Source organism: Parabacteroides chongii (assembly GCF_029581355.1).
GTDB classification, from domain to species: Bacteria; Bacteroidota; Bacteroidia; order Bacteroidales; family Tannerellaceae; genus Parabacteroides; species Parabacteroides chongii.
Window position 1 is genome coordinate 4,033,100 of record NZ_CP120849.1, and the last position, 24,075, is coordinate 4,057,174.

The 24,075-nt window shown below is 41.7% G+C and carries 14 protein-coding genes and 1 riboswitch; of the genes, 7 read left to right on the forward strand and 7 right to left on the reverse strand.

The annotated features are described in order from the left end of the window. The first annotated feature begins 11 nt into the window (after positions 1-11). The 3 genes from P3L47_RS15070 to P3L47_RS15080 are packed head-to-tail and all read left to right on the forward strand — an operon-like array spanning position 12 to position 7,967. A complete protein-coding gene (locus tag P3L47_RS15070) occupies positions 12-3,464 on the forward strand; it encodes a TonB-dependent receptor (protein ID WP_277781328.1) in 3,453 nt (1,150 codons plus the stop codon). A 13-nt stretch (positions 3,465-3,477) separates the two neighbouring features. Then, the gene (locus P3L47_RS15075) at positions 3,478-5,493 is read left to right on the forward strand and encodes a RagB/SusD family nutrient uptake outer membrane protein (protein WP_277781329.1); all 2,016 of its coding nucleotides are present in this window, start codon (positions 3,478-3,480) and stop codon (positions 5,491-5,493) included. A gap of 26 nt (positions 5,494-5,519) precedes the next feature. After that, positions 5,520-7,967 (forward strand): glycoside hydrolase family 38 N-terminal domain-containing protein, encoded by a 2,448-nt coding sequence (locus tag P3L47_RS15080; protein ID WP_277781330.1) that lies wholly within the window; start codon positions 5,520-5,522, stop codon positions 7,965-7,967. Between the two features lie 154 nt (positions 7,968-8,121). Here the strand turns inward: P3L47_RS15080 and P3L47_RS15085 are convergent, their stop codons facing one another. Then, entirely contained in the window at positions 8,122-8,976 is an 855-nt protein-coding gene (locus P3L47_RS15085; protein ID WP_277781331.1) for a histidinol-phosphatase, read from the reverse strand. Positions 8,977-9,101: 125 nt separating this feature from the next. On the opposite strand from P3L47_RS15085, the gene P3L47_RS15090 reads away from it, so the two are divergent. Continuing rightward, positions 9,102-9,272, forward strand: coding sequence for a hypothetical protein (locus tag P3L47_RS15090; RefSeq protein WP_199715755.1), 171 nt, complete (start codon positions 9,102-9,104; stop codon positions 9,270-9,272). An 84-nt stretch (positions 9,273-9,356) separates the two neighbouring features. Here the strand turns inward: P3L47_RS15090 and kbl are convergent, their stop codons facing one another. Then, on the reverse strand, positions 9,357-10,547 hold the full coding sequence (gene kbl, locus P3L47_RS15095) for a glycine C-acetyltransferase (protein ID WP_277781332.1): 1,191 nt from the start codon (positions 10,545-10,547) through the stop codon (positions 9,357-9,359). A 251-nt stretch (positions 10,548-10,798) separates the two neighbouring features. Here kbl and P3L47_RS15100 point away from each other — a divergent pair, with 251 nt between their 5' ends. Then, the gene (locus P3L47_RS15100; RefSeq protein ID WP_122352562.1) at positions 10,799-11,752 is read left to right on the forward strand and encodes an NAD-dependent epimerase/dehydratase family protein; all 954 of its coding nucleotides are present in this window, start codon (positions 10,799-10,801) and stop codon (positions 11,750-11,752) included. 916 nt (positions 11,753-12,668) lie between these two features. On the opposite strand, the gene P3L47_RS15105 is transcribed toward P3L47_RS15100, so the two are convergent. The 4 genes from P3L47_RS15105 to P3L47_RS15120 form a co-directional block, all read right to left on the reverse strand. Beyond that, on the reverse strand, positions 12,669-13,964 hold the full coding sequence (locus P3L47_RS15105; RefSeq protein WP_277781333.1) for a PepSY domain-containing protein: 1,296 nt from the start codon (positions 13,962-13,964) through the stop codon (positions 12,669-12,671). A gap of 8 nt (positions 13,965-13,972) precedes the next feature. Next, positions 13,973-16,288, reverse strand: coding sequence for a TonB-dependent receptor (locus P3L47_RS15110; protein ID WP_277781334.1), 2,316 nt, complete (start codon positions 16,286-16,288; stop codon positions 13,973-13,975). A 73-nt stretch (positions 16,289-16,361) separates the two neighbouring features. Next, a riboswitch (cobalamin riboswitch) is annotated at positions 16,362-16,552 on the reverse strand. An 87-nt stretch (positions 16,553-16,639) separates the two neighbouring features. Continuing rightward, positions 16,640-17,962, reverse strand: coding sequence for a Na+/H+ antiporter NhaC family protein (locus P3L47_RS15115; RefSeq protein ID WP_277781335.1), 1,323 nt, complete (start codon positions 17,960-17,962; stop codon positions 16,640-16,642). Next, entirely contained in the window at positions 17,940-20,531 is a 2,592-nt protein-coding gene (locus tag P3L47_RS15120; protein WP_122362989.1) for a DUF5686 and carboxypeptidase-like regulatory domain-containing protein, read from the reverse strand. Before P3L47_RS15120 ends, P3L47_RS15115 begins: the two co-directional genes overlap by 23 nt. A gap of 179 nt (positions 20,532-20,710) precedes the next feature. On the opposite strand from P3L47_RS15120, the gene P3L47_RS15125 reads away from it, so the two are divergent. Then, positions 20,711-21,058, forward strand: coding sequence for a type II toxin-antitoxin system RelE/ParE family toxin (locus tag P3L47_RS15125; RefSeq protein ID WP_122362988.1), 348 nt, complete (start codon positions 20,711-20,713; stop codon positions 21,056-21,058). A 3-nt stretch (positions 21,059-21,061) separates the two neighbouring features. Beyond that, a complete protein-coding gene (locus P3L47_RS15130) occupies positions 21,062-21,388 on the forward strand; it encodes a helix-turn-helix domain-containing protein (protein WP_122362987.1) in 327 nt (108 codons plus the stop codon). Positions 21,389-21,436: 48 nt separating this feature from the next. On the opposite strand, the gene P3L47_RS15135 is transcribed toward P3L47_RS15130, so the two are convergent. Beyond that, entirely contained in the window at positions 21,437-24,040 is a 2,604-nt protein-coding gene (locus P3L47_RS15135; protein ID WP_277781336.1) for a beta-mannosidase, read from the reverse strand. Between the last annotated feature and the right edge of the window lie 35 nt (positions 24,041-24,075).

Here is a 24,075-nt window from a genome sequence, read left to right on the forward strand (position 1 = left end):
AATTGCGCATAATGAAGTTATTTCTAGTGTTCAATTTGATATTTATTATGGGTGTTTCGGCCTCTGTATATTCGCAGAATACGAAATTTACTGTGAACTATGTGGATATCACAGTGAAAGAAATGTTTGATAAGTTAGAGAGTCAGAGTGAATTCCGTTTTTTTTATAATGATCAGTTTCTTGATTTAGAGAGAAAGGTCTCTCTAAATGTGAAAGACAAGAAGATGGAAGATATTCTCAATTTTTTGTTTTCAAGTTCCCCGGTAACTTATAAGATTCTGGATAATAACAGGATTGTTATTATGCCCAAGGCATCTCCTGTCGTACATCAGCAAGATTCGGAAATCTCAGGTATGGTAACTGACAGTAAAGGAGAACCTCTGATTGGAGTAAGTATTGTCATTCAAGGATCGAACAGCGGAACTGTAACCGATATGGATGGGCATTTTAATTTAAAGGTACCTGGTCAAGATGCCGTATTAATTGTTTCTTATATCGGTTACTCCAAGCAGCAGGTTCCAGTTGGTTCACGACGTACTTTTTCAATAATGCTGGATGAAGATACACAAAAGCTGGATGAAGTGGTAGTTATCGGGTTTGGTACTCAGAAAAAAGTGAACTTGACAGGTGCTGTTGGTACGGTAAATGCAGAAGCTTTGGAAGCACGGCCTGTAATGACTGCCGCCCAGGCATTGCAAGGAATGGTTCCCGGTTTACAGATCGTACAGAATAATGGAGGATTGGAGAACAGGGCCAGTATAAATATTCGTGGAACGGCTACTATTGGAGATGGTTCAACGGGAGGACCTCTTATCCTTATCGATGGGATGGAAGGGGATATTAATGCTATCAATCCTCAGGATATAGAGAATATATCCGTCTTGAAGGATGCTGCTGCTTCTTCAGTTTATGGTTCGCGTGCCCCGTTCGGTGTTATTTTGGTAACGACAAAAACGGGTAAAACCGGTAAACCTGTAATTAACTATAACAATAGTTTCCGTTGGAATCAACCGACAATGCTTCCAGAGATGATGGATTCGTATACATTTGCTCTTTATTTTAATGATGCATGTACCAACAATGGGCAACAACCGCAATTCTCTCCGGATCACCTTCAGCGTATTCTTGATTATCAGCAGGGTAAAATAACCAATTCTACTATTCCCCGTCCTACAAATCCTCAGTATTGGGCTGATGGATATTCTGATGGTAATGATAATGTGGATTGGTATAAAGCCTTATATAGAGACTGGACTTTTTCGCAGGAGCATAATTTTAGTGTAAATGGCGGTAGTGAACGTATTAATTATTATGCTTCGCTTAACTATTTGGATCAAAACGGCTTGATGGTATTTAATCAGGACACCTATGATCGGTATTCTGCAACTGCTAAAATGAATATTAAGTTAAATGACTGGGTTACTCTGAATTATAGTAATCGTTTTATACGTGAGGATTTCGGACGTCCTTCAGCTTTGACCGAGACCTTCTTTTCGGATGTAGCCCGTCAGGGATGGCCTACCCTGGTTTTATATGACCCCAACGGATATCTTTATTCTACTCCTTCACCGGCTTTAGGATTGCGTGATGGCGGACGGGATCGGACTCAGACCGATTATCTTTACCAACAAGGACAATTGACAATTGAACCGATAAAGAACTGGAAAACGTATGTTGATTTTAATTACCGAATTAAATCAGCTAATCGTCATTGGGATAGTCAGCAATTGTTTAATCATGATGTGAACGGTGAACCTTATTTGTATCAGACAGCATCGAATGTGCATGAGGATCAGCTGAAAGAAAACTACATGAATATAAATGCCTATACAGAGTATAGCCATTCCCTAGCATCGGGACATAATTTTAAAGGAATGTTCGGTTTTCAGTCTGAAATGATGAGGAAGTCGGCTTTCGGATTACAACGGGACGGCATCATTATCCCATCTTTACCGTCAGTAGACCTGACAACAGGAACTGATAGTAACGGAGGTATGGTGACACCTGCTGTGAATGGCGAATATCAACGTTGGACAACTGCAGGTTTCTTTGGTCGTATCAATTATGATTTTAATGGAAAATATCTGGCAGAAGTAAATTTAAGGTATGATGGAACTTCCCGTTACCGACAGGAACAGCGTTGGAATTTATTCCCTTCATTCTCGTTGGGATGGAATATCGCTCGTGAGCAGTTCTGGGAAACTTTGGCTGACTATGTGGGGACATTGAAGCTGAGAGGCTCTTATGGCGAATTGGGAAATCAAAATACGAGTTCGTGGTATCCTACTTATCAGATTATGGATGTAAAGGCAAATAATGGCAGTTGGCTGATTAACGGTGCTAAGCCTAATACTGCATTGGCTCCGGGACTTATCAGTTCTTTATTAACCTGGGAAAGAGTGAAGTCGTGGAATATAGGTTTGGATATCGGTGCATTCAACAACCGCCTGACATCTTCTTTTGATTATTACACTAGAAATACTTTGGATATGGTTGGTCCGGCTCCTGAGCTACCGGTCAGTTTAGGTACGGCTGTCCCGAAAGCGAATAATACAGACTTAAGAACCTATGGTTTTGATTTTGAAATCGCATGGACAGACCGTTTAAAAAATGGACTCGGATATGGACTGAAGTTCATATTATCTGATTCTCAGACAAAGATTACCCGTTATCCGAATACAACCGGAAGATTGGATACGTATCGTACCGGACAAATGATGGGAGAGATATGGGGATATACAACTCTCGGTATCGCAAAATCGCAGGAAGAAATGGACACTTACCTGGCTTCACTTCCAAACGGAGGACAAGATGCATTGGGTAATAAATGGGAGGCTGGCGATATAATGTTTGCCGATATTAATGGAGACGGCAAAATAGATAACGGAGCAAATACCCTGAATAGTCATGGTGATTTGAAAAAGATAGGAAACTCGACCCCTCGTTATCAATTTGGTATCGATCTGAATGCTGACTGGAAAGGTTTTGACTTCAGAGCATTTTTCCAGGGAATAATGAAACGTGATTATTTCCAGGGTAGTTATTTCTTCTGGGGGGCTACTGGTAATCAGTGGGCATCTACAGGGTTTGTTCAGCATGAAGATTATTTTCGTTTGAGCGCAGATCATCCATTAGGTCAAAATTTGGATTCGTATTATCCCAGACCTAATTTTGGTAATGGGAAGAATCTGCAAACTCAAACTCGCTATTTGCAACATGCCTCTTATATTCGTTTAAAGAATCTACAAATTGGCTATACATTGCCTAACTCGTTAACAGAGAGGATTCATATAAGTAAACTACGTTTTTATATATCGGGAGAGAATCTTTGGACCGGAACCCGGATGAGTAAAATATTTGACCCTGAAACAATTGATGGAGGTTGGAAGAATGGAGATAGTTACAGTGGTAGTGTGTATCCGTTATCTAAAACCATCTCTTTGGGTCTGAGTGTTAATTTGTAATTTGTAGAAAACCATGAAACAAATAAATAATATAATAAGGTCTGTCTTCTCTATTGTATTGACAACCACTCTAGCGTCTTGTAATGATTATCTGGATCAGTCTCCTTTATCTTTGGTGACGCCAGAAAAGTATCTGACGGAAGAATCCCAGTTAGCAGCTTATGCCAATGGCTTGTATCCGACGGTTCTTCCTTCTCATAGTGGAGGATATGGCTCTTTCGGGGAAGATAGGAATACTGATAATATGGCAAGTAAGACATACGATAACAAGTATGTTCCGGGACAATGGAAGGTAGAGCAGAATGATGCCAATAACTGGAACTTCAGTGTGATATATAGCTGTAACTATTTTCTGGGAAATGTATTACCTAAATGGAAATCCGGAGAAATAACAGGGAATAAAGAGTATATCAACCATTATATTGGTGAAATTTATTTCCTGCGGGCTCACGAATATTTTAAAAGAATGCAATTGTTTGGTGATTATCCGATTATCCGGGATGTGCTTCCTGATCAGATGGAGCCTTTGGTAGAGGCCAGTAAACGTGCTCCTCATACGGAAGTTGCCCGTTTTATTATTTCAGACCTGGATTCTGCCATTGTATTAATGGCTAATAATCCGGATAAAAATAAAAACAGGATATCTAAAGAAGTCGCATTGCTTTTTAAATCAAGAGTTGCCCTTTATGAAGGTACTTGGTTGAAGTATTTTAAAAATACGGCGTTTGTTCCTAATGGACCGGGATGGCCGGGAAAAGAGAAAGAGTATAATGCGTCTTATACTTTTCAGTCGGGCGATATCGATGCGGAGATAGATTATTTTTTGAGTATTGCAATGGAATCGGCAAAACTTGTGGCTGACAATGTTCAACTGGTTTCTAATAATGGAATTTTGCAACAAAGCGTTACCGACCCGATAAACCCTTACGTAGAGATGTTTAGCGATGTAGACATGTCAGGTTACAGCGAGGTGCTCCTCTGGCGGCAATATAATAAAGGGCTGGGAGTCACACATAATGTTCCGGTAGATGCACAACATGGAAACTATGGCATTGGATTGACACGTGGAATGGTTGATGGCTTTTTGATGAATAACGGATTACCTGTATATGTTTCCGGTTCGGGATATGCGGGAGATGAAACAATATTCGATGTACGTAAGGATAGAGACGACCGGTTGACATTATTCTTAAAAGAACCGGGTCAGAAAAATATCCTTTATGAATCCAGTGAAGGCGATTTCGCCATACCTATTGAACCTTATCCTGAAATATTGAAACCATCGGCTGAAGGAACTTATTCTACAGGCTATAGTTTGAGAAAAGGGGGTAGTTTCGATCAGGCTCAATGTGTAAACGGAGGTGGTTTTACCGGTTCTATTACTTTTAGGGGAGTAGAAGCTTATTTGAATTATATTGAAGCTTGTTATGAAAAGACCGGATCGATCGATAATACGGCATCGGCCTATTGGAAGGCAATCCGTCGCCGGGCAAATGTAAACGAAGATTATAATTTGACAATTGCGGCAACTAATATGGCGGAAGAAGCTAAAAACGACTGGGGAGCTTATTCCGCCGGATCTCTGATCGATGCTACATTATATAATATCCGCCGTGAACGTCGGTGTGAGTTAATGGCTGAAGCTTTACGCTTTATGGATTTGAAAAGATGGAGAGCAATGGATCAGATGATGACCACTCCTTACCATATAGAGGGTTTTAAATTATGGGGCACCATGCAAGACTGGTATAAAGACAAGAATGGTACTAGTCAATTGATCTATGGACGCGATTTGGCCAATGCGAATGTGTCTTCTCCTGAGTTAAGCAAATATCTGAGACCTTATGAGATAAATTCGAAGTCGTTGGCAATTGACGGGTATAAATGGACGATGGCTCATTATTTATATCCGATTGCAATGCAGCATTTTATGATTTCTGCCGGAGGAGGTGATGTTTCTAACTCGCCTATTTATCAAAATCCGGGTTGGCCTATGGTTGCCAACCAAGGGGCAACGGATATAAAATAGTAATTCATATTTTAATTTGTATTTACATGAAACATGTTTTGATTGTATTATCAGTGTTGTCCTGCGCATTTTGTGCGCAGGCTACTCTGAAAAGCGATATATCCGACAACAAGCGGGATACCCTAGGTATTAAGTACGTAGATATAGTACACTGTACTCATACAGATTATGGGTATACAGATCATCCTGTAATAGCGGTGGATTTACATAAAAGATATCTCGATGTAGCATTGGATTTGGCTTTGGAAAGTCAGCATAATAAACCCGGAGAACGTTTTACGTGGACAGCCGAAGCGCTGGATCCTTTCTATTTATGGTGGAAAGAGGCTTCCGCCTCACGCAGAAAGGATATGCTGAAAATGATAAAGAACGGACAGATAGCAGTGAATAACATGCCTTTCCATATTGCTCCGTTTATCAATAGTAATTTGTGGGATGAGATGTTTGACTGGATCCCGAAGGAACTGGATAGCGCCATAACTCCACAGATAGGTATGCAACATGATGTAAACGGTTTTCCGCGTGCGGCAGCAAAACGGTTGCTGGATAAAGGTATCCGGTACATTTGGACCGGTATCAATCCACATTGGGGAGGATCGCCGTTTAAATTGCCTACAGCCTTTTGGTGGAAAATGCCGGATAACCGGAAATTATTGGTGTGGGCCGGATATCCTTATTGGGAAGGATATGTGTTTTTTGCAGATAAGGAGTGGCGTATGGGACAACACCAGGCTAATGAAACCCAGTTTTCATGGCCTCGTCAGGGAGATATGCTGAATGCCGATGAGACCTCTGTGAGAAAAGCGAATAAAAGGTGCATTGAGCGTATTGAGGAATTAAGGAAAAAAGGATATTCCTATGATTTTATAACGATTTCTTTCACGAACCAGTGGAGGATGGATAATGACGGGCCTACAGCTGAATTGCTTCCTTTCGTGAAAAAATGGAATGAACTGGGACTGAAGCCATATCTGAATCTGACAACAGCAGCAAATGCAATGGAGAGGATTGAGAAAGAAGCCGGCAATCAGATAGAAACGTTGTCCGGTGAATGGCAGGACTGGTGGTCCTTTGGCCTGGCGGCATCTCCCAGGGAGCTTCAAGCGGCTCGACAGGCAAAACTTTTTGTTAAAGCAGCCGAATCACCTGTATGGGGAAATAGTAAAGATGGAGTAAACCAGGAAGTTAAAGAGATCAATCGTATGTTATGCCGTTATTACGAACATACATTTGCCTCCAATGAGACATCTGGTAATCCATACAGCTTATTTAATATGGGACAGTTAAACGAAAAGGGAACATTTGCATATCGTCCTTTGGAGAGAGCCAAGTGGCTTCTTGCCCGCCAGTTAAGAACTGCTTATTCTCTGAAGGATGGAGGTTTATATGTTGCTAATACTGGCAAAACACCCTATACTGGTTGGGTTGTTCTTGAAGAATATGGCTTCAGAGGGATAGATTATAAATCAGTGAAAGAAGTGGAGACGGGACAGGTTATTCCTTTGCATAATGAAAAGGGTACACGTTTCTGGATAGAAAATTTTCAGCCGGAAAGTTATAAATATTTTCATTTACAGAAGGAAGAGTCTATTGTAGAAAAAACGGTATCAGATCTGCCGGTACTAACATTCGATGCAAACAACTGGATCACTTCTGCTATTTGGAAAGGAATGAATCAACCATTATTCACAGAAGGTCTGGCTGATTTTATGACATTGGATATCAAAGATTCAAACCGCTGGTCGTTAGGTGAGTACATACATTTGGATGATAGTGCCAGAAGTACGAAGGTAAAGGACATAACAAGTGAGCTTTGGGCTTCGGCTGCGGGAAAAGCAACTATAACTGAAACACCTCATAGTTGGTTAATTTCTCAACCGCTCAATCACCCCAGGGTAAAAGGTATGGTACGTACGGCTGAGATATTTAAAGAAATTCCGCGTATACACATTAATTTTGTATTTGACAGAATTTCTTCAGAAGATCCGGAAATCTTTTATCTTAGATTTCCTTTTCCCAAAGAAGCCGATCAATTGTTAGCGACAAATGGGGGAGTACCTTTTGTCCCTTATGAAGACCATTTGCCTAATTCCTGTAAAGACTTTTTCGTTACAGACAACTGGGTTAAATATGGGGCAAAGGATGGAAGTCGAATTTGGTCTTCTGTTTCAACTCCTTTAATAAATTTCGGAGGACATCATTTTTGTTCGCGAATTAAAACAGCTCCGGAAAATAAGGATCTTTATGCTATGCTATATAATAATGTATGGGTAGTTAATTTTTTAGTCGATTGTCCGGGTAAAATGGTATTTGATTTTGATATCATGTTTGACCGGAATGCCGTGAAAGTAGAACAAATAGACCGATTGGTTGAAACTTATCAGTTGTCAATCCCTGTTATGCTTAATCCGTCTACAAAGGAAAATCAACATATTTATAAAAGAATGAATGACTTGAATCCGTTGTCTGATTGAGCTAATTCTGCCCGATAAAATAAAATCCTCTAATAAGTTTATTGGAATAAATTTCAGCAAACTTGTTAGAGGATTTTACTTTGTCTATTCTGTACAAATAGTCAATATCGGTGTCGTATATAGTCGGGAACTTTCAGTTATAATTATTGAACCATTAGTCAGAAATAACAGGTATATCTTCCCATTTCCCTTTCACCAGCTCGCGGGTAGTTTTGAAACCGAGTTCTTTTAGTATATTAAATGCTTCTTCCCGTCCGTCATTCACCAGATCGGGATAATGGCAATCAGAATTGACCATTACCGGGATATTCATCTCTTTCAGTAATTCGAGGTATTCTTTCCGGGGGAATATCTGCTGTTTCTTAACCAGGTTCTTGGTGTTTACTTCTACCATCAATCCTTTTTCAGCGATCAGATCGAGAGTAGCCCTGAACGGTTTCTGATACCAGTCCGCATCAAAAGAGAAGCTTTCGCATTTGTGTCCGTTCATATAGATTTTATCCATATGCCCAACAATATCGATTCCTCCTGCCTGGATCATCTTTAGGGTCGAATCGAAATAGCGGGTCACCAACTTACGGATATCACCATCGAAATATCGGTCGAGGGCTGCTTTATAATCCGTAAAAGAGCCGTCGATGCAGACCATATTCTCTTCACTCAAATGTTCCGAAACAGGAAGAAAATGAATGGAGCCGATGCGGTAATCCAACGGTAACTCCTGGAAATAGGCGATGGAAGGATTATAAGTTTCATCCAGATAGTCGATCTCCAGAGCTGTATATATTTCCAACCGGTCACTATATTTAGCTTTCAACCGGTTTATTTCTGTCAGATATTCGGGCATATCATCTTTCGACATATTCCAGAATGTTTCGAAGGGCAGGGGTGAATGCGATGAAAATCCATACGCCCGGAATCCATGGGATATAGCGAACTTGACAAAGTCTTCAGGCGTACTACGCCCGTCACAGAATGTACAATGACTGTGATAGTTACTAAGCTGCATAAATTATTGTCGATTATTTTGGATCACAAAGATAGGAAATCTTTCCGGGTTATCATAAACATATTGCTCCGCACCGTTGTTTAATAGTTGAGAGATTGTTAAACAGGCGATAAATAATAAGAGATATGAACAGACGAGAAAGGCTGGAGTTGGAAGTTTCCAATATTCAGGCAAAGATAGATAAAGCTTCGAAGGATACTCCTTCCCATATTTTGAGTTCGTGGAAGAAAGACCTGGTAAGTCTGGAGTTTGAACTGAACAACCTCGTGGATGGCGAGGAAGATAATAATTATTGAAAACGCGTATATTTATAGGTTAATAGATTGTTTTAGAAAGAAAAGAAGCGGTAACATCTGATGTCCCGCTTCTTTTTTTATTTATTATTTGATAACGTTCAACTCTTTACCAACTTTGATAAATGCAGCGATCGCCTTGTCCAAATGTTCTTTTTCATGTCCGGCAGACAACTGAACACGGATACGTGCCTGTTCTTTCGGAACTACCGGATAGTAGAATCCTGTTACATAGATTCCTTCTTCCTGCATCTTGGCAGCGAAATCCTGAGATAATTTAGCATCGTACAACATAACAGCGCAGATAGCAGACTGAGTCGGTTTGATATCGAAGCCGGCAGCCAGCATCTTATCGCGGAAATAAGCCACGTTACCCATCAGTTTGGTATGCAGTGCATCGCTTTCTTTCAGCATCTTGAACATTTCCAGACTAGCTCCGACAATAGCAGGTGCTACCGAGTTAGAGAACAGATAAGGACGTGAACGCTGGCGAAGCATGTCGATAATTTCTTTTTTACCTGTAGTGAAACCACCCATTGCACCACCGAATGCTTTTCCTAATGTACCTGTAAAGATGTCTACTTTTCCATATACATTATATTGTTCTGCCACACCGTGGCCAGTCGGACCGACAACACCGGCAGAGTGAGATTCGTCAACCATTACCAGTGCATCGTATTTTTCTGCCAGTTCGCAGATCTTATCCATCGGAGCAACATTGCCGTCCATAGAGAACACGCCGTCTGTTGCAATGATGCGATGACGTTGAGCCTGAGCTTCCTGCAGACAACGTTCCAGATCTGCCATATCGGCGTTTGCATAACGATAACGTTTTGCTTTACACAAACGTACACCGTCGATGATAGAAGCGTGGTTCAGTGAGTCGGAGATGATAGCATCTTCTTCGCCGAACAACGGTTCGAACAAACCTCCGTTTGCATCGAAACAAGCAGCATACAGAATAGTATCTTCCGTTTTGAAATAATCGGAAATAGCAGCTTCCAGTTGTTTGTGCAAATCCTGTGTTCCGCAGATGAAACGAACGGACGACATTCCGTATCCGTGAGTATCCATAGCATCTTTTGCAGCTTTGATCAGACGTTGGTTGTCTGACAGACCAAGGTAATTGTTGGCACAGAAGTTTAAAACATCACTTCCGGCATTTACTTTAATGTCGGCTCTTTGAGGCGTAGTAATAATACGCTCGTTTTTGTACAATCCGGCTGCTTTGATGTTAGCCAGTTCCTGTGTAAGGAAATCTTTCAGTTTACCGTACATAACTTTGTTTTTTGTTAGTATTTTTGAATCAAGTAGACAATTTCGTTAACAGTTGAAAGTGGAAAGTGACAGTTAGTTCGTTTTTGTTACAAAGAACTGTCAACTGTTAATAGTCAACTGTCAACTGATGAAGCAAAGGTCATATTTTTTTTTGAATATTAGCATGAAAAAACACAAGAAAATCGTGCAAGAACAATTTTATTCTCTATACCTTTGCCGCAGAAAAAACTTAAAAGAACAATAGAAACGCAATGAAAAATGTATTAATTATCGGTTCTACCGGTCAGATCGGCTCAGAGTTAACCATGGAGTTGAGAAAACGTTACAATGGTGACATTGTAGCAGGTTATATTTCCGGTGCGGAACCCAAAGGTGAACTATTGGAATCAGGACCTTCTGCACTTGTTGATATAACAAATGAACAGCAGATCGCTGAAACAGTGTCCAAATATAAAATCGACACGATCTATAACCTGGCTGCATTATTGTCTGCCGTAGCTGAAGCAAAGCCTCAGTTGGCATGGAAGATCGGTATGGGTGGTTTGTTTAACGTTTTGGAAGTGGCTCGCGAAATGCATTGTGCCGTATTTACTCCGAGTTCTATAGGTGTATTCGGTAACAACACTCCGAAAGACAAAACTCCGCAGGATACGATCCGTAACCCGCGTACGATGTACGGTGTTACTAAAGTTTCCGGTGAGTTGTTGAGCGACTATTATAACATCCGTTTCGGTGTCGATACCCGTTCGGTTCGTTTCCCGGGATTGATTTCTTATGTAACTCCTCCGGGTGGTGGTACGACTGACTATGCCGTGGATATTTATTATTCAGCTGTAAAGGGTGAAAAGTTCGAATGTCCGATTGCTGCCGGTACATTTATGGATATGATGTACATGCCGGACGCTTTGCATGCTGCTATCCAGATCATGGAGGCTGACCCGACTCGTTTGGTACATCGTAACTCATTCAACATTGCTTCTATGAGCTTCGATCCGGAAATTATCGCAAACAACATCAAGAAATATATTCCTGAATTGCAGATGGAGTACAAGGTCGATCCGTTGCGTCAGGCAATCGCTGAATCATGGCCTAATTCACTGGACGATACTTGTGCACGTGAAGAATGGGATTGGAAACCTACTTACGATCTGGATACAATGACTCGTGACATGATCGCTAAACTGAAAGAACGTTTCGGTAAATAATATTATAAGAGGTATGGTGATGAGAGGGGATGTCCGGTTTCGGATGTCCCTTTCTTTTTTTATGTTGTAGAGCATGTTTTAGCTAAACAATGTTAAGATAAAGCATTTTTCTCGCTGAAATTATGCTGAATAACATAAAACCTCTATATTTGCACTGTGTTTTTCATGGTATTAGATTTAAGGTTAACAATGAAGATTGGCTGTCTGTGAAGATGGCCTTTTTTGCGTTTATATCAGGCTTCACCATTATAGGACTTCACCATAACAGGTTCATTTGTCGTCAGTTTTAACTGACGGTTTACAAGATGTTTCTCTTTTTCGGCTTTAGCCACATTTTTAGGATAAATGCGGGCGTGCGGTGATTTCTTGTCTCTTTTCCTTTAGGTGAAGGTGTTTCATACAGGTCATACTGTGCGCTCATAGATTATATGGTGTTATTTTAAAGTAACAAATTCTTTTCTCACTAAAAACTAATCGTTCGATAGCTGTTCTCTACTTGTTCAACGGCTGTCATCCATTCGTTCGATAACTGTCGAATGAATAGAGGACGGCTATCGAACGATTGGTTTTTAGAAAACAAATATATAAATAATAAGAAAAGGACGGATATTTGTTGTAAATGAAAAAAGAGCGAATACCTGATAGAAGATATTATCAGATATGAGTCAATCAGATCGTCAGCTCTGTCCTGGCGGCCTTGACCCGGGACCTCATACTATATGAAGGACAAACATGCTGCAAAAACAATGTTTTGCAGCATGTTTTTTGTTAAACTATATTAATCAAATGAGAAAAACAAACCAAATGTTATGCTGCATAACATAAAACCTCTATATTTGCACTGTGTTTTTCATGGTATTAGATTTAAGGTTAACAATGAAGATTGGCTGTCCGTGATGGATAGCCTTTTTTGCGTTTATTTCCTGACAATCCGGTAGGATAAAATAGTTCCTGATATGACAATCACTAATCCGGATAATAATAGTATCCACATCGCTGTCAGTCGCAGTGGCTCTTTTGTATTTAAGAAAGGTATTTTGAATGTATGCAGTACCTGATAACAAATATATCTGGCTTTTGAATTCCTATCCATTACTTTAAAATAACCTTTCTCGTTCCAGTAAACGGAATGGTGAGTAGTTTCTGTTTTGAATCCTTTTTCTCCATTCTGATAATAAAACCAGTCATTAACCACTGTTTCAGTCGATAAGACGTCCTCTTGTAATCTGCTATTAATTATTTCTTCCACTTCATTGGAGGTGATGGATACCCCGTTGGTTAGTGTAGCCGGAGATATTTCCATTTTTTCTGTGATATAACTTCGAAATATCGGTTTTATGTCGTCTGCCAAATCACATCTTTTGAAATGAGACGGCAAAGCCTGTATGTCATAATGGCTTTTTTCAAGAAGAGGTGCTTTATAAGGATGTCTCTCGATCAATATTTCCGGAACTTTGGCTAGCGACATCATTCCGCTGAAAATAAAAGCGAACATGAAAATACCGGATATAAGCCCGAACAGGTAATGGGTTTGCCAGGTTGCTTTTCGAAAAAGTTTCAATCTTTTTCTTTTGATCAGGAAGCGGATGGATATAATAAGTCCCAGGATGACCGAGATGGTCGCTATACCTGACAGCAGGATTACTACATCTTTCCATAACTCGGAATCCCTTCTTAACGGTTTGTAATAGACATAGTGGGGAATTGCTCCGACATATGCCCACAACCGTGCTTTTTTAGTATTATACTGGAGTATTTCGCCCGTTTGTGAGGAAATATACAGATAATCTTCTTCGTTACTGACCAGTCGGTAAATAGGGAGGTGACTCATTAATCGATTAAATGGAATCCATCTGTCGATATCTGCGAGTGTATCGATATGATGAACTATGATGTTGTAATCATCGGCTATCGAGAGGATATCATCTTTGGTCGGGTGATAGGCTCCTAGAACTTCCCCGTCCACTTTTATTAATTGATGATTCCCTGAAAAAATGAACTGGCAACTCCTGAATGTCGCGGGTACTTGCTGCCACAGAGAATCAGTTACGGCATAGTCGACTTCTTTGACGGGGCGTATCGTATCATTCAGCCGCGGAAAAGGATGATATAACATGACCAGCCCGGACACATACCATAATATGAATAAGATACTGAGTGGAATACTCAGTATCTTATGCAATTTATAAATGATTGAATATACTTTTTTCATTCTGTAGTTTAGAAAGAATAAGTTAATGAAAGTCGGTAATTACGTTCTGCACCAGGCATGAACTGAGTTCCCAAAGCTGATGCTGTGTAATGTGCATCAAATAGATTATTGATGGTACCCAGTATGGTGATGTTATTGAGCAGTTTGTAATGCAGAGATAAATCTGTCATCCAATAACTGTCGAAAGTCAGGTTGTCCGTGATATTTGCATAGACTTTATCCTGATAGTTCAGAGAGAAAGAGCCTCCCAGTCCTTTGAGAAATCCTTTTATGAATGTATAGTCGGCTGTGAAGAAGAATTGGTTTTTAGGGACGTATGTATATTGATTTCCTCTGTCGCTGTTCGTTTCCAGATAGTCGTTGGATGCAATTTTTCCTATATGAGCATCTGTATAGGAATAGCCGGCTTTCAGAAGCAATGACCGGAACGTGTAAGACAGGTCGACTTCGAAACCCTGGGAACTCATCTTTCCGACCTGACCTTTTACTGTTTTGGTTGCATTATCCTCTTCTATGGTTCCCAGGCTGGTTACGATATTGTTTTTCCGGATATAAAAATAGGAAGCGTTGGCAGCAAAACCTTTGAAGTCGTATTTGAAGCCGGCTTCTACCTGATATCCGTCTTCCGGAACGAATACTTCACCACCGTCTTTAGGATTATACCGATCTCCGTTTTTATTTAGATAGACCGTGTTGTCGGTATAAATCGTATTGTTCGGTTTAAAGAACGAGCCGACAGATGCATAAAGGGACAAATCCGGTATAGGAAGATAAACGGCACCTACACGATAGGAAAATGCATTGTTGCGAATGGATGAGTATTTATCATCCGGGACAGATTCCCAATCCATTGTTCCTTCAATAAGCGGAATAGAGGAGACCGAACGATACCGATAAATATCATAGCGGCCTGATAACATAACCTTGAAGTTCTCAAGTATGTCGGCGATATCGGATAGATAAATACCGTGGCTTTTTCTGTCTGAGATTGACACTTTAGACAGGTTGGCTCCGATAAAACCTCCGGAATAGGGATTGTGGACAGGGATTAGGGATTTGTATCCGGGACCATAAATATCCTTGTCTCTGGTCCAACCGTAAGAAGGGCGATGCAGGTAATTATAAGAATAGCCTATATTATAATTGTTTTTTATCGAACCGATTTCGAATTTGCCCAGCAGATCCAATTGATTGGAATAACCGTAGGTCACATGATTGAAACGCAATGGTCCTGAGTTGGTGACGGTATCTAAATTAATGTAGACCTTTTTATCGTTTTTCATGTAATAATGATTATAGATAGGATCGTTACTTTCCAGATAAGAAAGACCTTCCGTGCAGAAATAGTCGATATTGTCATATCGGAAAGAGGCCACATCACGTAGTTTTATGTTGTCATTAAATATGTGTTCGTATCGTAAAGTGATATCCTGCGACCTGTTTTTCAGAAAGTCGGATTCGTTATTATAGCGGGCAGACCTGTCCAGTCCCGGCAGGCTTTCAAATTTATTCAGGTACAATTTACCGGACAGGTCGTATATGTCATTTGCCATGAGTTTGGGCAGTCCTGCATCGGTGTCATATTTATCTTTCGAGAAATTGTAGGTCAATTGAAGATTATCTTTTTCTGTCAGTTGTGCTTCGGTTGTAAAATAGGCGGAGAAGCGTTCGACCCCGTTGTCACGCCATCCGTCCGAGTTGGAGTAGTTCACTGATGCATAGTAGGTGAGCGGTCCAACCAGCTTGCCGGACATGCCAAAGTAAGCATTTTTCTCGTTGAATGACCCTACGCCGACTTTTGCTTTGACATGCGTATCTCTTGTCGGTTGTTTGCGTGTGACATTCAGAACCCCGCCTACAACAGACTGACCGAATAAAACAGAAGCCGGACCTCTCAGTAACTCCATACTTTCGATATTCGATAAGTCATGTATCGGCATGGAGGTGATGAATGAACGTTGGTCGGGGACACCGTCTATGGTCATCAACTGGTGAGAGAAACCACGGATATGAACGACCTGGAAACCTCCGTATAACGTTTGTGTCTTTACAGAAGGCATGAAGCGCGTAGCATTGACAATATCGGTGATTTCTCGTGCTTCCAGAAAGTCGGCATTGACTTTTAAAGTGTTTAAAGGAACAAATTTGACAGGAACAGGAATAGGGAGGATGGAACTTTTATTGATTTTTTTGGAAATGATGTGTACATCACTAAGTACAAAAGTTGTATCCTCTTCCGCTATTTTCTTCTGGGCTGCAAGTTCATTCGTGCCCGACAAAATAATCCCGCACACAGTGAGCAGGAACAATAAAGATTGTTTCATGAATAATTAATGAATTAAGTGTATTGAATATAAAATATTCTTTTTCAATAACTTCTCCAAACCCCGGGAGAAATTGGTTATCACTAATTTGGCAGGTTTCCTGACTAACTCAGAAAGCAACCTTCCCATCTTGAAAAGACAGTGGTATGAGGAACTTTCCTTTTTATGAGTTTCACAGTAGCGGGTACTGTTCCGGATTTTAACCGGATTCCCTTTTATAGAATCGTTGAAAACGATTCTATCACCAAAACGATTGCAAATATATGAAAATGGTTTAAATAACTCTAAGATTTTAGCATTTTATACTCAAAAATAAAATGAGATATCCCAGTGTGATAGTTCTAGCTAGGTTTATTTTTTCAGGTTACTGTATTTTCTTGGATATCCTAAGAGTATCGCCAATAGTGCTCCGAATCCTAATAAGTACGGATAATACAAGTATTGCATAACCTCGATGGGGGAGACGTTGCCCAGTCCGGAAGCCATCAGTAATTGTGCTCCGTAGGGGATAATTCCCTGTATGAAGCAAGAGAAGATATCCAGGATACTTGCGCTACGACGCGGATCGACTTTGAAACGGTCTGCTATGTCTTTAGCTATCGGTCCGGCCATGATCAGGGCGATCGTATTGTTTGCCGTACACAGATTGGCAAAGCTGACCAATGCGGCAATGCTTAATTCTGCACCTTTCGAAGAGCGGATATGTGAAGTCAGTTTGAGGATGATCCAGTCGATGCCGCCATTGTAACGAATCATTTCCAGCATGCCACCAGCCAATAGGGTCACAATGATCAGTTCTCCCATATTGGTTATACCGAGACCCATCGATGCCGTCCAGCCCCATATATCGAAGCTGCCGGTCAGCAGTCCGACAACACCCGATAGCAGTATACCGATGAATAATACCAGCATAACATTTACTCCACAAATGGCTGCAACTAGAACGACCAGATAAGGGACCACTTTTACCCATTCGATTGTTCCTGCAGTATAACTACTGTCTATGCCGCTTCCTACTATTACATATATAATACCTGTCAGGATCGCGATGGGGAGGGCGATACGGATATTCACTTTGAATTTATCGTTCATGTTGCATCCCTGTGTACGGGTAGCCACAATAGTCGTGTCGGAGATGAAAGACAAATTATCGCCGAACATGGCACCGCTCACGACAACTCCCAACATCAAAGCATCAGGCATCCCTGTCTTTGCGGCAATCCCGACGGCTACCGGTGCCAGGGCTACGATTGTTCCCACAGAGGTTCCGACAGAGATGGATATAAAACAAGCGGCCAGGAAGATACCGGCAGCCAGCAGGTTTCCGGGCAGTATGGACATTGCCAGGTTCACTGTTGCATCTACGGCTCCCATTGCCTTGGCTGTCTGGGCAAAGGCTCCGGCCAATATGAAGATAAGGACCATGAGCATAATGTTGCTGTTGGCCGCTCCGCGACAGAATTGTTCGATGCGATTGGATAGTTTTCCCCCTTTGGACATGGCAATCGCCACTACCGAAGAGATGACGAAGGCAACTGTAATCGGCATTTTGTAGAAATCTCCTGCCAGTATGGAAACAACCAGATAAGTGAACAGGAATACCAGCAAGGGTATCAAAGCCCATGCATTCGGTGCATGATTCAAAGGGGAGTTAGAAGGAGAATCGTAACGCAATACGCACCCCTCCTTTCTTAATATTAGGTTCGTCCAGGTAAGTTAACCGGCGATAATAGTCTATACGAAGAATCTTGAAAATATTTTCCAGACCGACACTGGCTTCCATATATGGAGTTTTGCCTAAAGGACGTGTGCCGTCAGGCAGGACAAACAATCCGGGAGTCATTGTCGGGTTATTCTTGTCTGTCAGTCCGCCATAAATACCGTTGAAAGAGATTACTTCACGTAGACGTAGCCATTTGACACCCGGGATACGGTTCAGTATCCAGCCTTTCATATAATAGGTTGCATTGAATGATACATACTGGTCGGTCACGAACTCCAGTGCGTTCATCATGTGGAATGCTTCCGGCTGGATCGTGATAGACTGGTTCGTATTTGGCAGTATCAGTAACGGGAAAGGAACTTTGTTCCATACTTTTCCAGCTTTCAACTGTGTATCGATGTGACCGAATGAGGATAACCAAATACGCTTTTCGGCACTGATCTCCGTATGATTATAGTTATATTCTCCTCCCAAAACGCCTTTAATACCCAACTGGTGCGACAGTTTAAAGATGGGGGCGTCTTTCGACAGGTTGAATACCGATTCTTTTCCCGAACGTCCGTCGTAGGAACGTTCACCCGGGGCAAAGCGGAATTGTGTACCGATTTCAGACGTGGTGATGTCTTTTTTGTGGATCAATGTGCCGTCTGCTTCCTGCTGGATATATTTAAGTGTTCCGGCTGCCTGGTTGTTCTGGTTGTACACCCATGATCTCCAGGTGAGGCCATTCAGCCATTCCTTTTCGTATTGGAGCATGGATTTGCGGATGTACTGCATTTTTGTCACAGGTTCACCGACTTTCCAGGCAACGAAGATATTATCCTTACTGGTGAATAGGAAATCCTGTCCGGGAGTATATACGTCATATTCCTGGATGAAAGAGAGGTTGTTGACCGGACTTTCTCCTTCATGGTAGAGTTTCTTGTTAAAACTGTGGGTCAGCTTTACGTTATATTTTAATTTACGGTCGTTCGTCCCATAAGCAAGATAGCCGCTGGCAAACCAGTAAGGACTCAGATTTGCCGTTGTCATACCGCCGACACGCAGGCGGACACCTTCCAGACTGTTACCGCTGATGGTGGTATTCATCGGACCGAAGTCGAATTTGGTTGATTTCTTGTCTCCGGCTGTCGGGATATAACCGGATATAAGGATTTCCGCTGTTTTGATGATTACGTTGAATGCCGGAACTTTCCGGAGTTGTGCCAACAGATCGTCCAGGGCATTTTCTTTTTCTTTCAGCGGTACATGGCGGTTATTGATCCAGAATGTATCTGTTTGTTCGATCGCTATAGGTAATGTATGAAGCGAGCCTAACAGATTAAAAACCGAATCAGCCTTTGCTTGTTCTATATTGAAATTGTATTTATCGTAATTGCGGAGCTGGTGCGCATAGAGTTGCTGTGCTCCTTTTACCAGGTAGAAGTTGACATAGGTGTTCTCATTCTTTACTACCCAGGTGCTGTCCGGCATCCGTTCGAATTCCTGTTCGATACGGAGTTTGTCGACCCAGTTGAGGTTGATATTGACCGGCGTGTTAAGCAGAAATTTCTTCAGTGCATAATTGCCGTCCAGTGTTATGTATAATCTTCCGGTGAAACCATAGCTTTGGCTGTTGACCGGAACGAAAGCCAGATCGACGCATCGATCGCCTCCGATATCCAGCGTATCCATAATGTAGTATTTGTAATAGCTGGTAGCAAGGGTAGAGGATAACGGGCTGACAAAACGGTTTAGCAGGATATTGATATTATTATCGAAAATATTGATTCCTTGAAATATCTCTTCCAGGTTGGAAGTGATGCCGCCGCCATCGTCTAATGTCTGGTCGACACCCTGCATGCGTTTACCTTTGACAATCGTTTTTTCGGTCTTCGGCTGTTTCCGGTAATACCTGTCTGCAATTGTTTCACGAACGGAAAGGGTTAGGATAGGCTTGCCGTTAAATTCAGACGTATCCAAATAGTTCTTGATGAATTTGAATTTCTTCATGAACTTGTTTTTCTCAAAGTTCGGGTTGAAATCGTCCAAAGAGAGGGATAGCTTTTCGTAAACTTCCGTTTGGTATTCGTCTTTCGACTCGATACGGTTATCGTTCTTATGTTCGATTACTTTCTTGATCAGTTCGACTGCCGGATTGTCTTTACGGGTGTATTTTTCTTTTTTGGGTTTTACTACGACTTCGGATATTTCAAATGCGGTGGGACGGAGAGCAATCATCAGACCGTCGTTCTTCTGTCCTGTTTTGAGATCTAATGTTTTTGTATCGTATCCCAATGATGCAATAGCTAACTTGTTGTATCCTTTGTCGTTCTGTAAAGTGAAAGCTCCGTTGTCATCGGTCATTGCACCTATGGTGGAACCCTCGAAATAGACGGAAACAAACCCCAGAGGTTCTCCGGTGATTGAATCCTTTACAATACCGGAGGCAGAGGTGATGCTCTGTGCACATAAAATGGAAATACCGGTCACTGTTTGTAACAGAACCAACAGTAATATTAATCGAATTCTTTTTACCATGAAACTAACGTTATTCCTTCTCGGATAATGCAGTTGGCAAAGGTAGTATTTTTCCCGGTAGGAGCGGTGTAAGCCTTATTAATAATATTTAATCAAGGAGGGTGATAATGATAGGCAAATTTGTTGACAAAGTTGATTAATTAGTTAACTTTGCAACTAGTATTAATAATATCTTAGCTATGAAAAAGAGACGAGAGATTCTTTTGTATAGGCATTATTTCAACGAGTTTTATAATGCGTTATCAGTAGATGTGGAGAAAAAAGTCGATTATGTGATGAAAGTAATTTTGACTGAGGATATGATTCCTGCAAAATACTTTAAGCATATAGTAGAAGTGAAAGGTCTATATGAAATTCGTATAGAAAGTGAAAGTAATATTTATCGGATTTTCTGTTGCCTAGATGAGGGGCAGGTTGTGGTGTTGTTTAATGGTTTTCAGAAGAAAACTCAGAAAATACCGCATCGACAAATAAAGAAAGCCCAGAAAATTATGAATGAGTATTTTAAGGAGAAGAAAGGAAAATAAGTTATGAAAGAAGAATATTTGAGCAAAGAGAAACAGCAACAAATAATGCAGTGTGATACTTTTGATGAATTATTGAACGTAAAATACGGTCCTGTCGGTACTCCCGAGCGTGATCAGTTTGAGGAAGAATCCGACGCTTTTATTTTGGCCGAACGTCTGAAAGAAGAACGCTTGAAAGCAGGTCTTACCCAACAGCAACTGGCAGAGAGGATCGGAACGAAGAAAAGTTATATCTCACGGATTGAAAATGGGAAATGTGATGTGCGGTTACCGACATTATACAAAATATTCCGAGGTTTGGGAAAGCGTGTTAGTGTAACTATTCTTTAAATTAAAAAAGGAAGGGCCCTAGTCAGATGATCAGGACCCTTCTTTGTTTTAATTATAAGCATCTACTATACTTTGGCTCTTCAACTGTTTATCGAATGAAGCTTTATCCAGTTTGGTTGTGACGTGGATTGTTACCGGTTCATTAGGTAATAAGTCGAAATAGTTGTCAGAGAAGAAATTGTCGATACCGTCTATACTCAGGAATACGGCACGGGCAAAAACGTCACTTTGAACTGTTACGTCGAAACCGTCGGCGGCAGGAACGGAAGTCATCTGTATATCCGCTTTCGGGAAGTCGATGTCTTTGTAGCGGGTAAAGAAGTAATTGTTGGAAATCACCTCGCTTTCTTTGCCATTTTCGATGAAGCGAGCATTAACCACAACCTCATTCAGGTTCTTACCAGCCAGCAAACTTTCCACCGGAGCAGAGAATTGAATCTTGCTCGTATTGGCAGGCAATGTGACATTGCTGTTCTTTGAAAATAAAACAGTGCCCTTCAGGTCCATAACGCGTATATCCAATTTCCCTTTCACGGCTTTCAAACGGTCGGATATAACCCATACATTCAATGTCCCATCTTCTGCTATCGGTGAAACGAGAATGTCGCGGAAGGCTTTCTTCGTAAAATAATGCTGTGCTTTCCAACGTCCGTAATAATCACGGCTCGACCAGGAAGCGACGGGCCAGCAGTCGTTATGCTGCCAGAACAGAGAACCCATATTATAAGGCATCATGCGACGGTGAGCTTCCATGGCTGTTTTCATGGCATCTCCCTGGAGCAGGATACTCATATAAAGCGTGCTGGGGAAGTCTTTCGGTTTACGATACTCTTCCAAAGTGATATTTTCGATACGTGAGTTCGCTATCTGTCCGCCACGCTGGTGCGCCATCATGACATCTGAATAAATATCATGATCACGTTCTTCCGGAGCATATTTCAGTACGGATTGATATTCCGGGAAGGACTGGAAGCCATATTCAGAGAAGAAACGGGCTTTCACCTTGTTGAAGTGGGCAACAGAATCGATACCTTGCCATACACCCCAGTAATGAGCGTCACCGTTCGGGTTCCAGTTTGGTTTGCCACTTTCGCATTTAGCATCCGGATCACCTCCGTAGGGAGAGGACGGCCAATAGAAAATAGTTGGGTCATATTCTTTTACGACATCTGCCAGAATACCGTTGAATAACTTTTTGGTATCGTTACGCAACTGCTCCGTTACGCCATATTGATCGAACTTTTTCATCCAACCCCAGTTGAACCAGGCTGTGTGGATTTCGTTATTTCCGCACCAGATAGCCAGACTTGGATGGTTGCGCAGGCGGATCACGTTATCGATCGCTTCCTGGCGGATATTCTCTTCCAGCTCCGGTGTCAGCGGATAAACACTGCAGGCAAACATGAAATCCTGCCAAACCAGAATACCGTGCCTGTCGCAAAGATCGTAGAAGAGGTCTTCTTCATAGATACCGCCTCCCCATACACGGAGCATGTTCATATTGGCATTGACCGCATCCATGACAGTCGTTTTATACTGTTCGGCAGTAACACGCGGCAGGAAGTTATCCTGCGGGATATAGTTGGCACCTTTCATGAATACCGGCACACCATTCAGTTCGAAGTAAAACGTATGACCGTCTTTGTCCGGCTTATTGATGACGCGGATACTGCGGATACCGATGTTTGTTGTGTGGCTGTCGGCAATCTTGTCGTCCATGCTGATCGTGGCGGTGAACGGATACAAATGCGCTTCACCCAGACCGTTCGACCACCAGAGTTTCGGATTGTTGACGGTCAGCTCCGTCTCGATCACGTTGGTACCTTTTTTCACCTGTGCCTTTTTCGTCCAGTTGTTTTTGATACCGTCTGCTTTGATGTTAAGCGTTACTTCTCCGTCTTTGTCCGCAATGACCTGTACGCGGGTTTTAATATCGGCACGTTTGGCGGTTACGTTGGTCTGGTCATAGAAAATATTGTCGATGCGCGCATCGTTCCATCCGACCAGATAAACAGGGCGCCAGATACCGCTGGTGACGATACGTGGACCCCAGTCCCAACCATAATGATAACCGGCTTTCCGGGCAAAGATACTTACCTTTTTGTCGAAGATACCCCCGTTCTCCGATTGGTCGTTGCCTGCTTCGACGGGAAACTTTAAGGCTTCGAACTTAGGCAGGTCTACTTTGATGGGCGAATGGAAATAGACACGAAGTTCGTTATCATCCTTTTTCAGCAGATTCTTTACGTTTACCGTCCATTCGCGGAACATATTGTCGGCTTTGAGAATACACGAGTCGTTCAGGTAGACATCGGCATACGTGTCCAGACCTTTGAAATCCAGCTCGATGTTGTCCTTATTGAAGATATCCGGGGATACATTCAATGTTGTTTTGTATTCCCAGTCTTCTTTATCTATCCATTGGATGTTCCGTTCGTTCAGACGAAAAAACGGATCTTCAATGATCTTGTTATCCATCAGGTCGGTTTGAACGACACCCGGAACGGTTGCCGGATACCAGTTATTACCGCGGACCTGCTTAAAGGTCCAGCCTTTATCGATGTTTTGTTTAGCGACACCATCTGCCAGGACCGGAGTGGTCGTAGCCAAAGCGGCAAGGGCGACAGCGGATAATACAGTTTTGTAACGCATAATTATTGTGTTTAGTGAACTATTTGGATTTAGCA